The 19117-nt window shown below is 59.7% G+C and carries 16 protein-coding genes; all 16 read left to right on the forward strand.

The features are described 5' to 3' along the window. Position 1: 1 nt before the first annotated feature. The 16 genes from HPDFL43_RS04370 (at position 2) to HPDFL43_RS04450 (ending at position 19081) form a co-directional block, all read left to right on the forward strand. Positions 2-790, forward strand: coding sequence for a CbbQ/NirQ/NorQ/GpvN family protein (locus HPDFL43_RS04370; RefSeq protein ID WP_007196045.1), 789 nt, complete (start codon positions 2-4; stop codon positions 788-790). A gap of 274 nt (positions 791-1064) precedes the next feature. Then, the gene (locus HPDFL43_RS04375; RefSeq protein WP_169743224.1) at positions 1065-3080 is read left to right on the forward strand and encodes a nitric oxide reductase activation protein NorD; all 2016 of its coding nucleotides are present in this window, start codon (positions 1065-1067) and stop codon (positions 3078-3080) included. Positions 3081-3147: 67 nt separating this feature from the next. Further along, positions 3148-4677, forward strand: coding sequence for an amidase (locus HPDFL43_RS04380; protein ID WP_007196047.1), 1530 nt, complete (start codon positions 3148-3150; stop codon positions 4675-4677). A 243-nt stretch (positions 4678-4920) separates the two neighbouring features. Beyond that, positions 4921-6204 carry a Zn-dependent hydrolase gene (locus HPDFL43_RS04385; RefSeq protein ID WP_007196048.1) on the forward strand — a complete coding sequence of 428 codons (1284 nt, stop codon included), beginning with the start codon at positions 4921-4923 and terminating at the stop codon, positions 6202-6204. Continuing rightward, positions 6201-7130: a phosphotransferase gene (locus HPDFL43_RS04390; protein WP_007196049.1), complete on the forward strand. Its 930-nt coding sequence runs from the start codon at positions 6201-6203 to the stop codon at positions 7128-7130. The genes HPDFL43_RS04385 and HPDFL43_RS04390 overlap by 4 nt, the downstream gene beginning before the upstream one ends. Then, entirely contained in the window at positions 7130-8068 is a 939-nt protein-coding gene (locus HPDFL43_RS04395; protein WP_040449054.1) for a phosphotransferase, read from the forward strand. The genes HPDFL43_RS04390 and HPDFL43_RS04395 overlap by 1 nt, the downstream gene beginning before the upstream one ends. A gap of 654 nt (positions 8069-8722) precedes the next feature. Then, the gene (locus HPDFL43_RS04405) at positions 8723-9295 is read left to right on the forward strand and encodes a toxin-activating lysine-acyltransferase (protein WP_156970185.1); all 573 of its coding nucleotides are present in this window, start codon (positions 8723-8725) and stop codon (positions 9293-9295) included. Between the two features lie 528 nt (positions 9296-9823). After that, the gene (locus HPDFL43_RS04410) at positions 9824-11140 is read left to right on the forward strand and encodes an ABC transporter substrate-binding protein (RefSeq protein WP_156970186.1); all 1317 of its coding nucleotides are present in this window, start codon (positions 9824-9826) and stop codon (positions 11138-11140) included. Between the two features lie 77 nt (positions 11141-11217). Continuing rightward, positions 11218-12120: a branched-chain amino acid ABC transporter permease gene (locus tag HPDFL43_RS04415; protein WP_007196054.1), complete on the forward strand. Its 903-nt coding sequence runs from the start codon at positions 11218-11220 to the stop codon at positions 12118-12120. After that, entirely contained in the window at positions 12120-13058 is a 939-nt protein-coding gene (locus HPDFL43_RS04420; protein ID WP_007196055.1) for a branched-chain amino acid ABC transporter permease, read from the forward strand. Before HPDFL43_RS04415 ends, HPDFL43_RS04420 begins: the two co-directional genes overlap by 1 nt. Beyond that, positions 13055-13807 carry an ABC transporter ATP-binding protein gene (locus HPDFL43_RS04425; RefSeq protein WP_007196056.1) on the forward strand — a complete coding sequence of 251 codons (753 nt, stop codon included), beginning with the start codon at positions 13055-13057 and terminating at the stop codon, positions 13805-13807. The genes HPDFL43_RS04420 and HPDFL43_RS04425 overlap by 4 nt, the downstream gene beginning before the upstream one ends. Continuing rightward, positions 13804-14484 carry an ABC transporter ATP-binding protein gene (locus tag HPDFL43_RS04430; RefSeq protein WP_007196057.1) on the forward strand — a complete coding sequence of 227 codons (681 nt, stop codon included), beginning with the start codon at positions 13804-13806 and terminating at the stop codon, positions 14482-14484. Before HPDFL43_RS04425 ends, HPDFL43_RS04430 begins: the two co-directional genes overlap by 4 nt. Positions 14485-14555: 71 nt before the next feature. Beyond that, positions 14556-15320 (forward strand): FadR/GntR family transcriptional regulator, encoded by a 765-nt coding sequence (locus tag HPDFL43_RS04435; protein WP_040449056.1) that lies wholly within the window; start codon positions 14556-14558, stop codon positions 15318-15320. Positions 15321-15387: 67 nt separating this feature from the next. Continuing rightward, positions 15388-16980, forward strand: a complete 1593-nt coding sequence (locus HPDFL43_RS04440) for a class I adenylate-forming enzyme family protein (protein WP_007196060.1) — start codon at positions 15388-15390, stop codon at positions 16978-16980. A 101-nt stretch (positions 16981-17081) separates the two neighbouring features. Then, positions 17082-18272: an acyl-CoA dehydrogenase family protein gene (locus HPDFL43_RS04445; protein WP_040449058.1), complete on the forward strand. Its 1191-nt coding sequence runs from the start codon at positions 17082-17084 to the stop codon at positions 18270-18272. Further along, a complete protein-coding gene (locus HPDFL43_RS04450) occupies positions 18269-19081 on the forward strand; it encodes an enoyl-CoA hydratase/isomerase family protein (protein WP_007196062.1) in 813 nt (270 codons plus the stop codon). Before HPDFL43_RS04445 ends, HPDFL43_RS04450 begins: the two co-directional genes overlap by 4 nt. The last annotated feature ends 36 nt before the right edge of the window (positions 19082-19117 follow it).

Consider the following 19117-nt stretch of genomic DNA (forward strand, 5'->3'; position numbering starts at 1 on the left):
CATGTTGGAGAGCGAGCCGCGCTACTACCCCGCTGGCAATGAGCTTGCATTGTACGAGGCGGCATATTCCATGCGGTTGCCGGTCATGCTCAAAGGGCCGACCGGATGCGGCAAGACCCGGTTCGTCGAGCATATGGCGTGGCGGTTGCAAAAGCCGCTGGTCACCGTTTCCTGCCATGAAGACATGACCGCGGCGGATCTGGTCGGCCGTTTCCTGCTCGGTTCCGATGGCACCTATTGGCAGGATGGACCTTTGACAATGGCGGTTCGAATGGGCGCCATCTGTTACCTTGATGAAGTCGTCGAGGCGCGGCAGGACACCATAGTTGTCACCCATTCGCTTACCGATGACCGGCGTATGCTGCCACTTGAGAAGAAAGGTGAGATGGTCCGGGCGCATCCGGATTTCCAACTGGTGATCTCCTACAATCCTGGCTATCAGAGCATTCTCAAGGACCTCAAGGAATCCACCAAACAGCGCTTCTGTGCGCTTGATTTTGCCTATCCGGACCGGGCTTTGGAAGCGCAGATCGTGCGCGATGAAGGCAATGTCTCAGACCGGCTTGCAAGGACCATTGTCGAGATTGGCGAAAAGTCCCGCAACCTTGGCGGAGAGGGGCTTGCCGAAGGGGCATCGACGCGGATTCTTGTTCAGATGGCGCGACTGGCGGCTGCCGGCTTGCCGCTCGACCAGGCCGCGCAATTCGCACTCATCATACCGCTCACCGATGATCTGGACATACGGGATGCCCTGAGCGGGATTGTCGATGCCTGTCTTCCGGGAGCCTGATATGAGCGCTGCGCCAACCCGCATCAGGCAAGCCACGGTCTCTTCCAATGTCATGTGCGCTTTGTCGCGCGGATCATCGATCAGCAGTCCGTTGCATGACCAGCATGAGATCTGGGCGCAGGCTTGTGAGCGGTTGAGATCGGCAGGCTATGCCCCTCGGGTCGCAAGGGCGTACCAAAAAGCATCTGTCGAAATCGCTGACAGAAGAGGCCCCGCCGCCGCAATCCAATTGGCCGACACGGTCTCGATGGCAGCAATCAAATCCGGATCATCGGTGGCTGAAGATCTCTGTGCCAAGGCTGTTCTGGTGAACAGAAGATATGATGAACCAGACGCGTTCGAGCGTTGGCTGGCTCTCATCGGTCTGCTCATAAGCCGCGCCGCTGCGTCATTGGGATTCGCACTCAAGCAGATGGAACTGCTGACACAGCGCCTCACGATTGAAGGTCTTGAATTCTGGGTGTGGTCCGGCATTCGGAGCTCAGGCAGTGATCAAGCCCGGCAGCTGGCCTATTTCAAACTCGAGGCTCCTGAAGCGATACGCGGGCTGGCACAGGCTGCCGGAGAAGCAAGTTTCGCCGATTTCTCAACCGGTATGGAAGCCTATCTGGCGGGGCTTTACGGTTTGCGATTGAAACTCAGGGAGAACGTCCCCGCGAATGTCGATCCAACTGATTACCGGGCGACATTTTCACACGGCGTGATCAGTGTTCCTGCCGCCATGCCCGGGCTTGGACGGTCTGAGCTCAAGGCGCTTTATCGGGCGAGTCTGGCACATGTCGGGGCGCATCTGGCGTATTCGCCATGCAAGATAACCAAGGGACGTCTCCGCCCGATCCAGATTGCGGTTGTTTCCGTGATCGAAGATGCGCGCGTGGAGCATTTGGCGATGCGCGACATGCCGGGTCTGAGGCGTTTGTGGCAGCCATTTCACGCCGCCAAACCCTCTGCCATGCAGACCGCGCCACATATGTTGACCTCCCTGACGCACGCGCTCTTTGCTCCCGATTTAATTCCGGATAAGGGCCAGGAAAACAGCTGGGTCGGCAAAGCCAGCAGGATGTTTTTTGATGCACGCGATGAGTGGGAGGACCCTGATCTCAGCCGCCGGCTTGGAAACGGCCTGGGGAATGATCTGGGGCAAATGCGTGTTCAGCTCAATGCCAAGAACTACACTGTCCAGCCCGCCTATCGTGACGACAATCATGGAATCTGGGATTCCCTTGATCCGCCTCTGGCCGACAATCCCGAAACCGTGGAACTGCAGACCGAAGCGATAAAAGTCCGAAAGGAAGAAAACGGCTCGTCCAGAAACAACAGCACTCGGGACAGTGAGCAGGATGAACGCCAAACCGCAAAACCGATGGAGGCAGATCAAAGCCGGGACACTGGCCGGTTGATTGGCCGCTTCCCCGAATTCGACGTCCAGATCAATCGTGAGAGAGCCGACTGGGTCACGGTCAACCGCTACGAGGCAGTGCAGGGTTCGGGAGACTTCTGGGATAAAATCCTTTCCGAGAAATCGCAGCTGATCAGCCGTCTGACGTCGCTGATCAAATCCAGCGCATTTGGCGAAACAAGAAACCGGAAGCGCCAGCCGGATGGCGAGTCTCTGGACATCGATGCCTGCGTCGCTGCGCTCTCTCAATTGAAAATGGGGCAGATGCCGGATCCGGGCATCTACGAAAAACGCGGCAATCCGGCGCGCGAACTGGCGGTCAGCATCCTCATAGACATTTCCCAATCAACAGGTGACCAGATGAGGGAGACAACCGCTACGCTTCTTGAGCTGGAAATGGAGGCGGTGGCGGTTCTGGCAGCTGCGCTTGAAGAGGTTGGAGACCGCTTCGCCATCAATGCCTTTTGTTCCGTCGGCAGGCATGATGTCCGTTTTTATCCCATCAAGAGCTTTGACCAACCGGCGGACGAGAAGACGGGGCGCGCCCTGTCTGCGCTCAGGTCCGGTTATTCGACACGTATGGGCGCTGCTCTTCGCTGTGCCGGATCAGAACTCATGAAGGTCAGGGCTCGTCGGCGCCTGGTGCTCTTGTTGAGCGATGGCGAACCCTCCGACATCGATTGTGATGACCCTGATTACCTTCTGCACGATGCGCGGCGGGCTGTTCGGTTGTTGGCCGCCAGCGGCGTTGATGTGTTTTGCGTCGGCTTGGGCGCAACCGCTCTCGACGTTCAAAACTCGATCTTTGGCCGCAACGGTTTTGCAAACATCGCCACGGTTCAGGAACTGCCTGCGAAGCTTGCCGCGCTTTATCTGAAACTCTCGCGATGAAGAGCCGGATCAATCATCGGTCGCAGCTTCGACATTTCACCACGATCCGCCTTGGAAAGGACCTGCAATGACACATCCTTCAATCAATCTGGAGACCCTCAGCATTGCCTCGATCAGCGAGGGCCTGGCCAGCGGGAGCTTCACCGCTGAAGACCTTGCTCTGGCAAGCCTCGAACAGGTGAAAAAGCTCAACGGCACCTACAACGCGATCATTCTTGAAAACCCCGAAGCGCTCGAAACCGCCCGGGAGATCGACAAGCGCCGCGCCGCCGGAGAAGCCTTGGGCCCGCTCGCCGGCGTGCCCGTCGTTGTCAAGGATCCGATGGACATGAAAGGCTTCCCCACCACCGCCGGTTGGCATCTTTTGTACAGCAAGACCGGCGGTGTGGATTTGATGCCAGAGACGGACTCGCCGGTTGTGGCACGGATGCGGGCGGCCGATGCCGTGATCCTGGGCAAGACCAATGTTCCTGTTCTCAGTCACACGGGCTCCCACGCCAATGACAGTTGGGCAGGCCCGACGATCAACGTGGTTATGGAGGACCGATTGCCAGGCGGCAGCAGCGCCGGTACCGCGTCTGCAGTTGCCTGCAACATGTGTGTTGTGGGCCTGGCCGAAGAAACCGGCGGCTCGATCCAGAACCCGGCATCGGCCCATGACCTTGTCGGCATAAAGCCTACCATGGGTCTGGTGCCGAACGCCGGCGTGGTGCCGCTTTCAGGCAACCGTGACGTTGTCGGCCCGATCGCCCGCACCGTTGCCGATGCGGCCAGCTGTCTTGATGTGTTGGCCGGATGGAGCGCGGAGGATCCCAAAACGCTGGCAAGCGTGGGCAAAATTCCTGCCGGTGGCTTTGGATCCAAGATGTCCACGGGCGCGCTCAGCGGAAAGCGGCTCGGCCTTTATGGTCCGGGCTGGCGCCCTGACACATTGTCCGATGAAGCGATTGCTCTTTACAAAAGGGCCCAGGCTGAACTCTCGGATGCCGGCGCCATTCTCATTGAGGATCCCTTTGCCGGAACCGGCTTTGCGGATCTGCGCGAAGTGACCCCGCCAACGCCTCATTTTGACGGGCGCGGACTGGAGTCCATCGCCTGGGATGTCGACTGTTACCTGAAGCGGCTTGGCCCGAGCGCTGCAATCAAAAGCTGGAGCGAGTTCGTCGAGGTCGTCAAATCCGAAGATCCCTTCTCGCCCGGTGGTGTGTTGAGCTTCATGCCGTCCTTGCCGGATTTCCGCACGGCCATGGAAAACCCGACAGCCCCGCCGGAGCTGCCTGAATTCATCGCCTTGAAAGCGGCTTACCTGGGCTTGTTGTCCGAGGTGTTTGACAAGCATTCCCTCGACGGCCTGGTGTTCCCGCAAATGCAGTATGAGTTGCCCGGGCTTCATTCCGGCGAGCCGCTCATGGAGACGACCGTTGGAGAGTTGAACATCGCGGGAATCCCCGCGGTCACGGTTCCTGCCGGATACTACGCATCCGGTTCTCCGTTCGAACTCATTTTCCTGGGCCTGCAATGGTCCGAGACGGAGTTGATCGGAATGGCATATGCCTATGAGCAGGCCACGCTGCATCGAAAACCAGCGGTCGAATAGGCCGGGTGGAACCGCTCATGACCAGGTCGCAGACTGCATTTTGCTCAAGTCAGACAGCAGGTGCTGCCAAGTCGCGTGGGCGTTTGCTTCGCATGGGGTTGAAGACCCGCATTGCCGGTCCTCATCCAACCAAGGGCAGGGCACCTTGGCGGGGAAAGAAGAAACCGTCATCAAACCTCTGTGGCAGGGAAGCGCTGGAAGTTCATTTTCCAAGCGGAAACAGGGCATGGAAGGACACCGCTTTTGTCTGAGGCCCATGATCTCTTCCCGATCGACACTGCGCTGTTGGAGGCCCTGATGGAACAGGTGTCAAGCTTCGGCGACACCGGTGATGGTGGTGTGGACCGGCCGGCATTGAGCGACAATCACAAGGCAGCGCGTGATTGGCTGTGCAGCGAGTTGCGCGAGCGTGGCTATACGGTGCTGGTGGACAATATCGGCAATGTCTTTGGCTGCCTTGATCTGGCTGGTCCGGACGCACCAAGGGTGATGGTGGGGTCGCATCTCGACAGTCAACCCAAGGGCGGACGCTTTGATGGGGCCTATGGCGTGGTTGTGGCGCTGACGGCGGTTGAGACATGGCGAAGAGAAGCTGCCGAATGTGGCATCGCACCGAGTTGCAACTACGTCATCGTTGACTGGATGAATGAGGAGGGGGCGAGGTTTCAGCCCTCGTTGCTGGGATCTTCGGTCTATGCGGGCAGCTTGACGCGCGACTTTGCGTTGGCGCGCACCGATCGCGATGGCAAGACCGTGGAGCAGGAGCTGCTTCGCACAGGCTATCTGGGCACTGATGAGCCTCCGCAGCCCGATTGCTTTCTTGAAGTGCACATCGAAGGCGACACCGCCCTGGAGCAGGCCGGCAAGCGGATTGCACCCTTTGTGCGCCATTGGGGTGCACTCAAGATCCGCATCGAAGTGATCGGCCAGCAGAACCATACCGGCCCGACACCCATGGAAGACCGCCATGATGCTGTGCTCGGTGCCGCATACATCATCGCCAAGGTCCGGGAACTCGCCGACACTGCCGCCGGCACGCTTTACACCTCTGTTGCCCGCGTCGACATTTCGCCAAACTCACCCAACATCGTTCCCGGCAAGGCTGTCCTTTTTGTGGAACTGAGAGCGCCTGAACCGGACATGCTTGAATGGTCCGAGGCGCAGTTGAAAGCAGCGCTTCCAACGCTTGCGGAAAATGCCTCGGTCGAGGCCCAGATCATTGCAATCGATCATCGCCCCGCCGGCAAATTCGACCAAAGGCTGGTGGGTCTGGCAGAGCAGGGTGCTGACAAGTTTGGCTATCCGCGGATGCGGCTGGATACGATTGCCGGTCATGATGCCGTGGCCGTCAACGCAGTCATGCCCGCGATCGTTATTGCAGTGCCATCGGTCAATGGAGTCATCCACCGCTGTGATGAATACACCTCGCCAGAGGATCTTGCCGCCGGTGGCAATGTTCTTCTCGACATGATCCGGCAACTGGACTTGGCGGGTGGCTCTTTGGACAACGCAGGAGACGTCAAATGAATGGACTTGTGAGCGACACCATGATGGCAGAGGCCGTCTCGGCAGCCGGTCTTGGGATGGAGGGGGCCATTGCCGGCCCGGCAGCGCTCGCCTCTCCCAGCTATCAGGCCTTGGAGAGCCGTTCGATCATCACCGGTGGGAGCTTTGTTAAGCGCATTCATCCCGAAATGCAGCAAGACTTCGATCTTGCCACCGCGTTTGAACTCGCCAAACGAGCCGGGCAGGCGGGCGCAGGGCCTGAGATCTGGTGGAGCGATCTTGCATCGGGGACAATTGCGATGGAGACCCTGGGAGATGGCTGGACGACGGCCCGTCAGAATGACTTGCAAATCCCCGCTGTAATCGAAGCTGCGATGCAGGCAATGAAGAAGCTCCATGGCTGCGCCGCCATTTCCCATCGGTTCGACCCCTTTGCCAGGATCGATGAGCTGATGGAATCTTGTTCCAGCGAAGGTGTTGCGCTCCCTGACGATGTTGTCTGGTTGCGCCGGGTCATCGCCATGGCCGAGCCGCTGCTTGACAGCGCAACACTTGCGCCATGCCGGAATGACGGATCCTCGTCGAACCTGATGATCGGTCCCGAGGGAAAGGTCTTGCTGATCGATTACGATCGTGCCGGGATGAACGATCCGCTCTATGATGTGGGCTGTCTTCTGGCCGAGATGACGGATCACGAACGCGATATGCATGACGGCTATGCCGCCTATGCAGGCGCTTTTGATCCGGTCGGGTTTGCGCGCTCGCGGCTTTGGTCCCACGTCGACGACATGCTCCATGCGCTCTGGAGCCGACGAATGGCGCACCGCTCCGAGCGCAAGGCAGTCGAGTGGATCAAGTATGGCGAATGGCGGCTTCTGCGACTGCGGATGGCCTTGGTCCATCCGCTCTTCGAAGAGAAAATCCGCACTTCGGGAGCGGCATCATGATGAAAGCTCTTGGAAGTGCACAGCACCCGATGGAAGACACAATCGAAAGCGTTATCCGCGAAGCACCGCTGTTCCAAGGCGGTGCCGGAATGGTCTATGGACCCGTTTCAGGCGGTATTTCCAATGAGAACTGGCGTGTGAAAAATACGCAAGGGGCTGGAGACTGGTTCGTCAAGGTTCCCGGCAACGGCACGGAGATGTTCATCGACCGCATCACGGCGATTGATGCCTCCAAGAAGGCTGCCGCAGCCGGTCTTGGGCCAAGGGTCTATGATGATCTTGCCGACAGGGGCGTGGAGATCAATGATTTCCTTCCCGGACATCGCCCTTCGAACCATGGTGATTTCGCCGATCTGGAGACCTGCAAGACGGCAATCGGCGCCTACCGCATCCTTCACGGTTTGCCGGCTCTGGGGCTCACCAAGACGGTTTTCGACATGATCGATGAACATGTCGGTCAGGTGCGCGATCTCGGTGCGCCGATGTACAAGGACAGTGACTGGATCCTGCTCAACACTGCGATCGCACGCGACGCGATGAACGCCTCTGGCCTTGATCTGGTAACGTCTTTCAACGACCCGATGCCGGGCAATTTCATGATCGGTGAAGATGGCTCCATCATGCTGATCGATTACGAATATGCGTCGATGAATGACCGCTGTTACGATTTCGGCATCTGGTTCGGCGAGATGTTCTTTTCACCCGAGCGGGAGCTTGAGCTGATTGAGGAGTATTTCGGTGAAGTGCGCTCCGACATTGTGTCCCGTGTGATTGTCCACAAAGCTCTTGCCGATGTGAAATGGTGCCTGTGGTCGATGGTTCAGCTCAAGGTTTCACGGCTCAGGTTCGACTTTCACAAGTATGGTATGTGGAAGAAAATGCGGGCGCGCGCGATCATGGAACATCCGGACTGGTCGACGCATTTGCGCAAGCTGTGATGAAACGGCCCGCTCAAAAGCAATCACTAAATCGCGTTTAGGTTGCGTGATGTTTTGCCGTGGTGAGTGGTTGGAAATCAAGCCGCCCGCTGTCTCTGAAGTTCCGGCTGTGTCTATCTCAGCCAATCCTCCATGACGAACCTGCCGGCGCCACAAGCCGGATGCGATCGCGCGGCTTTGCAAAGGTCCGTCCAATCTGCCGGCCGCGCTTTCTGTTCCGTTTCTCCACCCGGTCGCTCAAGGTCCAATCATTTCATTAAACACAAAACGGTGTCCGTGAGTCTGATGACGTTGGGTAAAGAGTGAAGTCAGCGTTTTGAGTCCCGGAGCTGGACCACGTCACATCTTTGAGGGCGATGCGGCTCATGGCTATCGGCAAGACTCCGGATTGTCCGTTTGCCTTGGCCCGGGCCGGTTGTCCCAGAAAGACATTGTGTTTCATTGTGATGCAGACTGGGCAACTGGTCTGCACCATTTGGTTACCCTGCCTGAACAAAACTGGTGACACCAAGGCCTTACTCCGAAAATCAAGACTTGTGTCAAAGCCCAATACCATGTTCGTCTTCAGGTTGTAATGTTGGGCTAATTGATAAGGTGTGCCGATGTGTGGGCGTATCCGAACGCGTTCCACAGATCGATCACGAGGATATCAGGATGTGCGAAATCAGTATTGAAGGTTCCGATCTGGTGAAGTTGTCGCCGGAAGCGCTCGCCATGATCGAAGGCGTCAAGGCGCAGATGCATTCCTCGATCGGACAGGTGGTGCTGGCGATGAGTTCGGTGCCGCGCTACCGGAACCATTCGCTTGCGGATCTGGCCCACCTTGTCATCGATCCGCTGGTGCGTGATTGCATTTCCATCGCTTCAGCAAAACCGATCGAAGACGCCGATCCGGAGACGGCTCTGGCACCGGCGGCAATTGCCATCTGGGCGAGCGTTTCCGATCAGGTCGACAAGAAAATCAAGGAACAGATCGAGGCGGGTGCTTTCCCGGTCCGCCTCAAGGTTATGGACTGGAAAAGCGGCGACCGGGTCTGGCTCCTCGATATCATCGCGCCGAACCGCGACCTGGCGACCGCGATGCTCGTGAGCTTCAAGCAGATCGCCAAGGCTCAGCCGCTCAACATCCATCCAATTGTCGCAGGATTGGTTGATCCCGAGATCCTTGAAATCCTGATGCAGGCGGACAGCGCCCAAGAAGACCCCCCTTTGTCGGCACTGAATTAAGCACCGATTATGAAAATGTGCCTCCCCGATCCAGGGCACGGGGGGCAGGAAGCCATTGCCTCGGGCAATGCGCCGGACGCTCAGGCCAAGGCCGCAGTAGCGATTGTGTTTTGTTCGAGGATGGCCTGCCGGGGTGATCGCTGCTGAATTTGCTCGGATCCGGCGGCTAGGTCGGCGCGAATGGCACTCCCAACATGCTGACTTCAACTGGTGGCACGTCGCGCTTCGGACAAGGGCGCGGCGCGCAGTTGGTCGCCTTCCATCTCTCCGCACCCAGGACCCAAGCTCCTTCTAATATGCCCTTTCCCGTTCAGGGCCGTTGCAGAGCCTCCTTTGCGGCCTGGGGCCGGATTCGGTTGACGCCATGCGAAAATAGCCTTTAGTGTCCAACAATCGGACACTAAAGGTAGCAGTCTGGGCTGATGGCGATGGTGGGTGCGGCAAGTCATGTGCTGGAGGAGCACAGTCGCGACCACAGCTTTTGTCGAAAGCCCTGTCCGGACATTTCTCAGGGAGGAGACAATGAAAATGATGAAATCCAAGATAGGCGGTGCACTTGCCGCAACAGCACTTGCCACCTGCATGGCAGGGCCGGCAACGGCCGCAGATGATACGTTCAAGATCGGCGTGATCACGTTCCTGTCCGGGCAGGCGGCCGAAAGCTTTGGCGTGCCGGCCTGGAACGGTGGCAAGCTGCTGGTCGACATGCTCAACGAAGGCGGAAAACTGCCCGCGCCCTATGACAAGATGGGCTTTGGCGGCATGAAGATCGAGGCCGTCATCGTTGATGAAGCCGGTGGCGCCACCAAGCAGGTGCAGGAGTTCCGCAACCTCGTGCAGCGTGAGGAAGTCGACGCAGTCGTCGGTTACGTCTCCTCCGGCGATTGTCTGGCCATTCCGCCGGTTGCCGATGAACTGAAAGCCTTCACGATCCTGTATGACTGCGGCACCCCGCGGGTCTTCGAGGATGGCAGCTACGAATATGTGTTCCGCACCGCGGCTCATGCCACGATGGACAATGTGAGCCTTGCACGCTACCTCAAATCCCGTAGTTTCGATGTCCCGAGCTTCGCCGGACTGAATCAGGATTATGCCTGGGGGCAGGACAGCTGGGCCGACTTTACAGGCGCAATGAAGCAGCTCTATCCCGATGCCGAAGTCAAAACCGCGCTGTTTCCGAAATTCGGTGCCGGACAGTACGGAACGGAAATCTCGGCGTTATTGCGTGAAAAACCGGCGCTGGTCCACTCGTCCAATTGGGGCGGCGACTTGCAGGGTTTCCTGATCCAGGCCACGGCGCGTGGCTTGCACAAGCGGGCGCAACTGGCGCTGGCAGCGGGCGATCACGTGATTCCGCAGCTTCAGGACAAGATGCCTGACGGGATTTTCCTTGGCGCGCGCGGCGTCAACGGTCTGGCCGCTCACGCCCGCGGCGGCGAGCTCAAGGAGCTGACCGACACGATGTGGGATGCCTATGAGGTGGAATACAACACCTTCCCGGTTCAGGCCCCGTTCCGCATGTGGCAGGCGCTGTTCGGTCTGAAGACGGCGGTCGAAAAGGCGATGGCCGACAATGGCGGTACAAAGCCGACCAGCGAGGAGCTGGCCGCAGCCATGAAGGGCCTGTCATGGGATGCACCCTCGGGCCGCATCGAGATGGCGCTTGCAGGCGGGCACCAGGCAATCCAGCCAAACGCCATCGGCACCACAAAGTGGAATGCTGATGCCGGCGAAATGGAACTGGTTGACGTGGAGTACTACGCTGCCCGTTGCGTCAATCCGCCGGAAGGCATGAAGTCTCAGGATTGGTTGGCGCAGGGTTTCCCCGGCGCCGAGTGCGACTGACACTGAAACCTGAACAGACCCGTCGCAGACATGCGACGGGATCCCTTCTCATGTACAAGTGTTCGGACCCCTGACCCATGGATCTTGCGGCAACCATCCTTGTTGATGGACTCATTTATGCGGGCTGGCTGTTTATCGTCTCCGTTGGCCTGACGCTCGTTTTCGGTGTGCTCAACATTCTCAACATTGCGCATGGCAGTCTCTATGCCATCGGCGCCTATGCGGCCGCCTCAATGGTGGGAGCCTATTTTGCCCTCGGCGGCGAAGCTTTTCCCTATGGCAGCTATGTTGCCATGATCCTGGCGGCGGTGCTGGTTGCGCTGGTGCTCGGCCCGCTTTTGGAACGCGGCCTGCTGCGGTTTTTCTACGGCCGCGATGAAGTGCTGAACGTGCTGGTGACTTATGCGGTGTTCCTCATACTCGAGGACGTGATGAAGCTGATCTGGGGCGTGAACCCCTATTTCGTCTACGAACCCTACACGCTGCTTGGCGATGTCGAGATCGGGCCGCTGTTTTATGTCGGTTACGATTTCGCGGTGATCGCGGCGGCCATAATCGTCGGTCTGGCGGTTTGGCTGACGCTCAACAGGACCCGGGTCGGCAAGGTTGTGCTGGCGGTCATCCATGATTCCGAGATGAGCCAGACCATGGGTGTGAACGTGCAACGCATTTATCTGGGCGCCTTCATGGCCGGGACGTTCCTGGCCGCTCTTGGCGGCGCGCTGACTGCACCGATGATATCCGTGACCCCGGGGCTGGGCGTCAATGTCATCATCGTCGCCTTCGCCGTGGTGATCATCGGCGGGCTCGGATCGGTTCCGGGGGCTGCCATTGGAGCGTTGATGGTCGGGATCAGCCGTGCGGCCTCTGTTCATCTGCTGCCTGAGGCCGAGCTCTTCATCATCTATTTCGTCATGGCGATTGTCTTGCTGTTCCGGCCTGAGGGGCTGTTTGCGAAAACCCAGGCGAGGAAAATCTGATGCGGTACAATCTCATCCTCGCGGCCGTCGTCGCCTTTGTCGTGCTGGCGGCAGGATCGGTGGTCCTGCCGGACTGGGCGATGTTCCTGTTCGCCATGGCGCTGGCCAAGGGCCTGGTCTGCCTCGGCATTGTCGGCATGATGCGCGGCGGCGTCGTGTCGTTCGGGCAGGGGCTCTATTATTGCCTCGGCGCCTACACCGCGACGCTTGTGGCCAACAATTTCGGTGTCTCCGACATCTTCCTGCTGACGCTGTTGAGTGCGGCGGTCTGCCTTCTGGTCGGGATGGCTTTTGGGCCGCTGTTGTCGAACTACCGGGGCATCTTCTTCGCCATGCTGTCGTTGGCGCTGTCGATGGTGCTCTATGGCTCGCTGTCCAAGATGAGCTTCATCGGCGGGACGGATGGATTGAACATTGCCGCGCCGACATTTCTGGGCTGGGCGCCGGAAGGCCGCGCGCTCCAGACAGCGCTCTATATTTATGTGGTGGCGATTGTCGTGATCGCGGGCACGCTGATGCGCGTCTATTTTGACAGTGAACGCGGACTGATCACGCTCGCCACCCGCGACAATGAACTCAGGGTCGAGTATCTCGGCGCCTCGGTGCGCAATGTCATGACCTACAACTACGTCTTTGGCGCGGTGCTGGGCGGAATTGGCGGAACCATTGCGGCGCTGGCTCTGGGCCATGTCGACCCGGAATTTGCCTTCTGGACGACCTCCGGCGAGTTTGTCTTCGTCGCGATCCTTGCTGGTTTTCTGTCCGTTCCGTCGGTCTTCGTCGCGGCGATCATCCTCGAACTGGTGCGGTCGTTTTCCAATCTCTACTTCCCCAACACCTGGCAATTGGCGCTCGGGATCTTCCTGCTTGTGGTGATCATCGTCCTGCCCAACGGACTGGGATCTTTGGTCAAACGCCGGAAAGGAAAGGCGGCATGAGCAAGGGTGTGCTTGAAGTCCGCGACGTGCAGAAAACCTTTGGCGCAGTCACCGCTGCCAAGGATATCTCAGTCACGGTGCCTGAAGGGGCTGTCTATTCGCTGATCGGATCCAATGGTGCCGGCAAGACCACTTTCGTCAACATAGTGACAGGCTATCTCAAGCCTGATTCCGGTACGATCAATTTTGGCAACCGCAACATTGCCGGACTGGCGCCGCGCCAGATCACCCGATTGGGCATTCACCGTTCCTTCCAGATCGCGCAACTGTGCACGGAACTCACGGTAGAGGAAAACATGCTGGTGGCTGCGGCGATCCATGGCCGTTCGGGGCCTTCGTTCCTGCGCCGGGCGCATGATGCAGAGGCACGAGAACGCGCGGTGGCCACGCTGGAGCGCTTTCACATCGCCGAACACCGTGACCGGCTGATTCCGGAGCTTTCGGGAGGGGTCAAGAAGTTGCTGGACATTGCCATGGCCATGGCCGGGGACACCCAGATCATGATGCTCGATGAGCCGACTTCGGGCGTCGCCTCTGACGAAAAATTTCCGATCATGGACCTGGTGATGGACGCTCTGCGCTCCGCCGGCGTTACCGTGATTTTCGTCGAGCATGACATGGACATCGTCACCCGCTACTCCGAGCGGGTGCTGGCCTTTTACGATGGCCGGATCATTGCCGATGATGCGCCCGACGAGGTTCTTTCGGACCCGGAAGTCCAGCGCTATGTGACGGGGGCCCCGGCATGACCCTGAAACTCGAGAAAGTCGAAGTCAGCATCCAGGCGGCGCCCATCCTGCGCGGGGTCAGTCTGGAGGTTGGCAGCGGCGAACGCATGGGGCTTGTCGGCCGCAATGGAGCAGGCAAGACCACGGTGATGCGCACCATCACCGGGCTGGCCGGCATGTCAGCCGGCAAGGTGTTTTGGAATGACGAGGACATTTCCGACATGGCGCCGCGCGACCGCGCGCGGCTGGGCTTTGGCTACATGCCGGAAGACCGCCGCCTGGTGCCCGATCTTACGGTCGAGGAGAACATGCTGCTGCCGGCATGGGCCAATGATGAGATCGATGGCCCGAAAGGTCTGGAATTTGTCTACGACCTGATGCCTGAGCTGACCAAGATGGCGTCGCGCAAGGCGCTGCTGCTCTCGGGTGGACAGCAGAAGATGGTGGCTCTGGGGCGGGCTCTGATTGCCGGTGGCAAACTCCTCTTGCTCGATGAACCGTTCGAGGGCGTTGCGCCGGCACTGGCCAAGCGGATTTCGGAAGTCATTACCTCTCTGAAGGGAGAGGGTCTGTCGGTACTGATCGCGCAGTCCGAGCTCAGTCATTCGGTCGATCTGCTGCAGCGAGAAAGCGTCATCGAACGCGGCGAGATCATCAGGGTGAACGTGATTGATTCAACGCTGAGGGAGAAGTTATGAGAGCGACACGCCAACACCTGCCTGCAGCGGGGTCCTGCTTCCAAGGACAGGATTTGAAGAGATAAGTCCCCATGCCGCTCAAGCCCAAACACCTTCGTGTCCAGCATGCCTATGAACAGGTATCGACCGAAATCGAAGCCCAGATTCTCAACGCCTCACTCAAACCCGGCGACCGGCTTCCGGGTGAGGTCGAGATGGCGAGCATGTTCAACGTCAACCGCTCCACCGTGCGCGAGGGCATCCGGCGGCTTGAAAGCGAGGGCTTTGTCCGCCGGATTTCGCCGCGCAAGCTTGTGGTCTCGATCCCGCGCATGGCCGAGCTGTCGTCACGGCAAACCCGCGCGCTGAGCATGCTCGATGTCACCTTCGAAGAACTTTGGAATGTGGCGATCGCCACCGAGCCGCTGGCTGCCGAACTGGCTGCAAAACACGCCGATGCCGACGACATGGCCGCGCTGGACGAGATCCACCGGGCGCTGGTGGCCGCGGAAGGCCAGGGCCAGGCGACGGTGGAAATCGACACTGCCTTTCATTCCCGTGTGGCAGCGGCAAGCAAAAACCGGGTTTTGCAGCTGGCGCGCGAGCCGATCGGTTTTTTGCTTTATAGCGGCGTTGATGTGCTGATCCCCAAGCTGCCGCAGGCCATGTCACGGCAATTGGTCGCGCATCATCACATCATTGAAGCGATACGGGGCAAGGACGCTGACACTGCCCGGCTGTGGATGACCCGGCATATCGATGATTTCATGCGCGGTTACCTGCATGCCGGATTGCCGATTGACGAGCCGATCGCCAGTCCGGCTGGCCGGCTGGCCGGTTTGAGCCAGCCGTCATGACAAGGCGAAACAGAGACAGGGGGTACCGCCGCTCGGCTGGCGGGTCGGATTGGGTCGAGGACCGCAGATGACAACACAGGTGGCATTGCGCAGGGAACTTCACTACGGCAATCGCGTGGTCGCGTGCCACGCCGAACGCCCGCGCAATGTCCATGCAATGCTGGCCAGTGCCGTCGCCCGCCATCCGCGAAGGCAAGCCCTGATCTGCGGCGAGACCCGGTTGAGCTATGCTGAGCTTGATGACGAGGTCGGGCGTGTCGCTGCGGGGTTGGCCGCGCTCGGCGTGGGGCAGGGCGACAGGGTGGCGATGCTGCTGGGCAATGGCGTGCCTTTCGTGGTGGTGACCTATGCGGCGGCCCGGCTCGGCGCCGTGACGGTCCCTTTGAGCATCCGCGAGCAGATGCCCGGCATCCGCCATGCGCTGCTGAACTCGGAGGCAATCGCACTCATCGTTGAGGCCGAGTTCATCGATCTGGTTCCTCCGCCCGACGAGACGCCAAATCTCAGTTCCCGTATCGCAGTCGGACAGGCGTCCGGGTATCTCGACTATGACCGGCTGCGCAGGACCGGGCCGCTGGCAGACGCCGCCGATGTGAGCGAAGACGAGGTTGCGACCATCCTCTATACCTCCGGCACAACCGGGGTCCCCAAAGGCGCGATGCTGACGGGCCTCGGGATCGTCCATTCGTCCATCAATTTCGTGACCACGATGGATTTGGGCCCGACAGACAAGACCATCGTGGTCGTGCCGATGAACCATGTCACGGGGCTGGTTGCGGGGATCCACACGTTAATTTGTGCAGGCGGCAGCATCGCTATCATGCGCGATTTCAAAGCCGAGCGTTTTCTCGAATGTGCCGCGCGCGAAGGCATGACCTGCTCGCTGATGGTGCCTGCGATGTACAATCTCTGCCTGCTTCAGGCCAATCTGAGTGACTATGATCTGTCGGCCTGGCGTGTTGGCGGTTACGGGGGCGCGCCGATGCCTGCGGCGACCATTGAACGGCTGGCGGATGCGCTGCCTGGCCTGGGGCTGATGAACGCCTATGGCGCAACGGAAGTGACGTCTCCGGCAACTGTCATGCCGTCGGACCAGACCGCGGCACGGCGGTTGTCGGTGGGGCTGCCGGTTCCGGGCGCCGAGATTTGCGTCATGGACGAGGCGGGCCGCGAAGTGCCGGCGGGCGTTGACGGGGAGCTGTGGATCCGGGGCGCGATGGTGGTTCCGGGATACTGGCGCAACCCTGAAGCGGACGCGCGCGAGTTTTCCGCCGGGTTCTGGAAATCGGGAGATATTGGCTCGGTGGATGAGGACGGCTTTGTCCATGTTCATGATCGCAAGAAGGACATGATCAACCGCGGTGGCTATAAGGTGTTCACCGCCCAGGTGGAAAGCGTGCTGACAGCCTGTCCCGGCGTGATCGAAGCCGCCGTGGTCGCCAAACCCTGTCCGATCCTCGGCGAGCGCGTGCATGCGGTGCTTTCGGTCAATCAGGACGAGGCAAAGCAGGAGGCCGTGTCTGCACAATGCGCCGCCCAGCTCGCAGATTACCAATGCCCCGAAAGCTACACGTTTTATCAGGCGCCGCTGCCGCGAAACGCCAATGGCAAGATCCTCAAGCGTCAGATCAGGCAGGAATTGGGCTTCCTCGATCCATGACCTTATGCGCGACACCGCAGACATGCGGCAGGTGAACCCTTCCACGCCAAGGCCCGCCGGCCAAGCCCAAGGCCGGCAGCCCAAATCAGGACTGATTCAATATGAGCAAACTGTTGCAAAGAGCGGGAGTGTCGGCCCGGGCACTCCAGATTTCCGACAGGGTTGAAAGCTTTGTCCGTGAGAAGATCGTGCCCTATGAGCGCGATCCGAGGCTTGGCAGCCACGGTCCTTCCGAGCCGCTGGCCGACGAGATGAAAGCACTGGCACGCGCGGCCGGTGTCATGACTCCGCATATCCTTGATAATGGTGATCACCTGACACAACGCGAAACCGCCGCTGTGCTGATCCGCTCGGGCCTTTCGATCTTGGGGCCGCTGGCCTGCCATACCTGTGCGCCTGACGAAGGAAACATGTATCTTCTGGGCAAGGTCGCTTCGCCGGAGCTCAAGCAACGCTTTCTGCCCCGGATGATCAACGGCAGCATGCGTTCTGCCTTCTTCATGACAGAACCTGCCGAAGAAGGCGGCGCGGGGTCCGATCCGTCAATGATGCTGACCACCTGCAAGATGGACGGAAATCACTGGGTGGTGAATGGCCGCAAGACCTTTATCACCGGAGCGGACGGCGCCGGCATGGGCATCATCATGGCCAAATCCGACGATGGCGCCTGCATGTTCCTTGTCGATCTGCCCAACCCGGCGATCCGCATCGAGCGGGTCCTCGACACCATCGACAACTCCATGCCCGGCGGTCATGCCGTCATTGCCATCGAGAATCTGCGTGTGCCCGCCGACCAGATGCTGGGCGAATCCGGGGAAGGCTTCAAATATGCCCAGGTCCGTCTCGCGCCTGCGCGGCTGAGCCATTGCATGCGCTGGCTCGGGGCATGCGTGCGCGCCAACGAGATTGCCACCGACTACGCCAACCGCCGCATGGCCTTCGGCAAGCCATTGATCGACCATGAGGGGGTCGGCTTCATGCTGGCCGAGAACCTGATGGACCTCAAGCAGGCGGAGCTGATGATCTACTGGTGCGCCGATGTGCTCGACACGGGCGCGCAGGGTGGCGCCGAGAGCTCGATGGCAAAGGTGGCTGTCTCCGAGGCGCTGATGCGTGTTGCCGACCGCTGTGTGCAATGCATGGGCGGGCAAGGTGTGGCTGGCGATACCATGGTCGAACAGGTGTTCCGGGAGATCCGTGCTTTCCGGATATATGACGGTCCGACCGAGGTCCACAAATGGAGCCTTGCCAAGAAGATCAAGCGAGACTGGAAAACGGAGCACGCGGTATGACATCCCCCGCTGACCCCACGGCCTCGCCGCCGGTTCTGCTCGATGTTACGGGTCGGATTGCGCGCATCACGCTGAACCGCCCGGAGCGGGGCAACGCGCTCAATCAGCCAATGGCCGATGGGCTTCTGGACGCAGTCTTGCATTCAGCCAACGATCCCGAGGTTCGATGCGTGGTTCTCACCGGAGCGGGAAAGATGTTCTGCGTCGGCGGCGATATTGGTGACTTTGCCGACAATAGCGCAAGCATCGGCGAATTTCTGGGGCGCTTGGCAGGCACACTGCATCAAACGATGACGCTGCTGGTGTCGATGAAGAAGCCCCTGATCTGCCTGGTCAACGGACCTGCCGCAGGGGCAGGGCTGAGCATGGCGATGTGTGGTGATGTTGTTCTGGCTCATCCGTCCGCGCATTTTACCGCAGCCTATCTGGGGATCGGACTGACGCCCGATGGCGGCATGACCTGGCTGCTGCCGCGGCTTGTGGGAATGCGTCAGGCGCAGGATATCATCCTGACCAACCGCCGCGTTGAAGCGGCGGAGGCGGCCGCCATCGGGATTGTCACCCGTGTGGTGGAGGACGCGGCACTTGAACGTGAGGGGAGCGAACTGGCTGCCCGGCTGGCTTTGGGCGCGGTGGCGTCGATGGGCACTGCCCGCAAGCTGCTGCACGAAAGCTTCGCGTCCGGATTTGCCAGCCAGATGGATCGGGAACTCTCCGCCATCGCCCAAGCCGGTAAAAGCCCCGAGGGGCGCGAAGGGGTGAAGGCTTTTCTGGAGCGGCGTTCTCCTGACTTTAAAAACGCACTCTGACCGGGGTGCAGCTGCCGTCGGGGCACTGTTGCATCC

The organism is Hoeflea phototrophica DFL-43 (genome assembly GCF_000154705.2).
GTDB lineage: Bacteria > Pseudomonadota > Alphaproteobacteria > Rhizobiales > Rhizobiaceae > Hoeflea > Hoeflea phototrophica.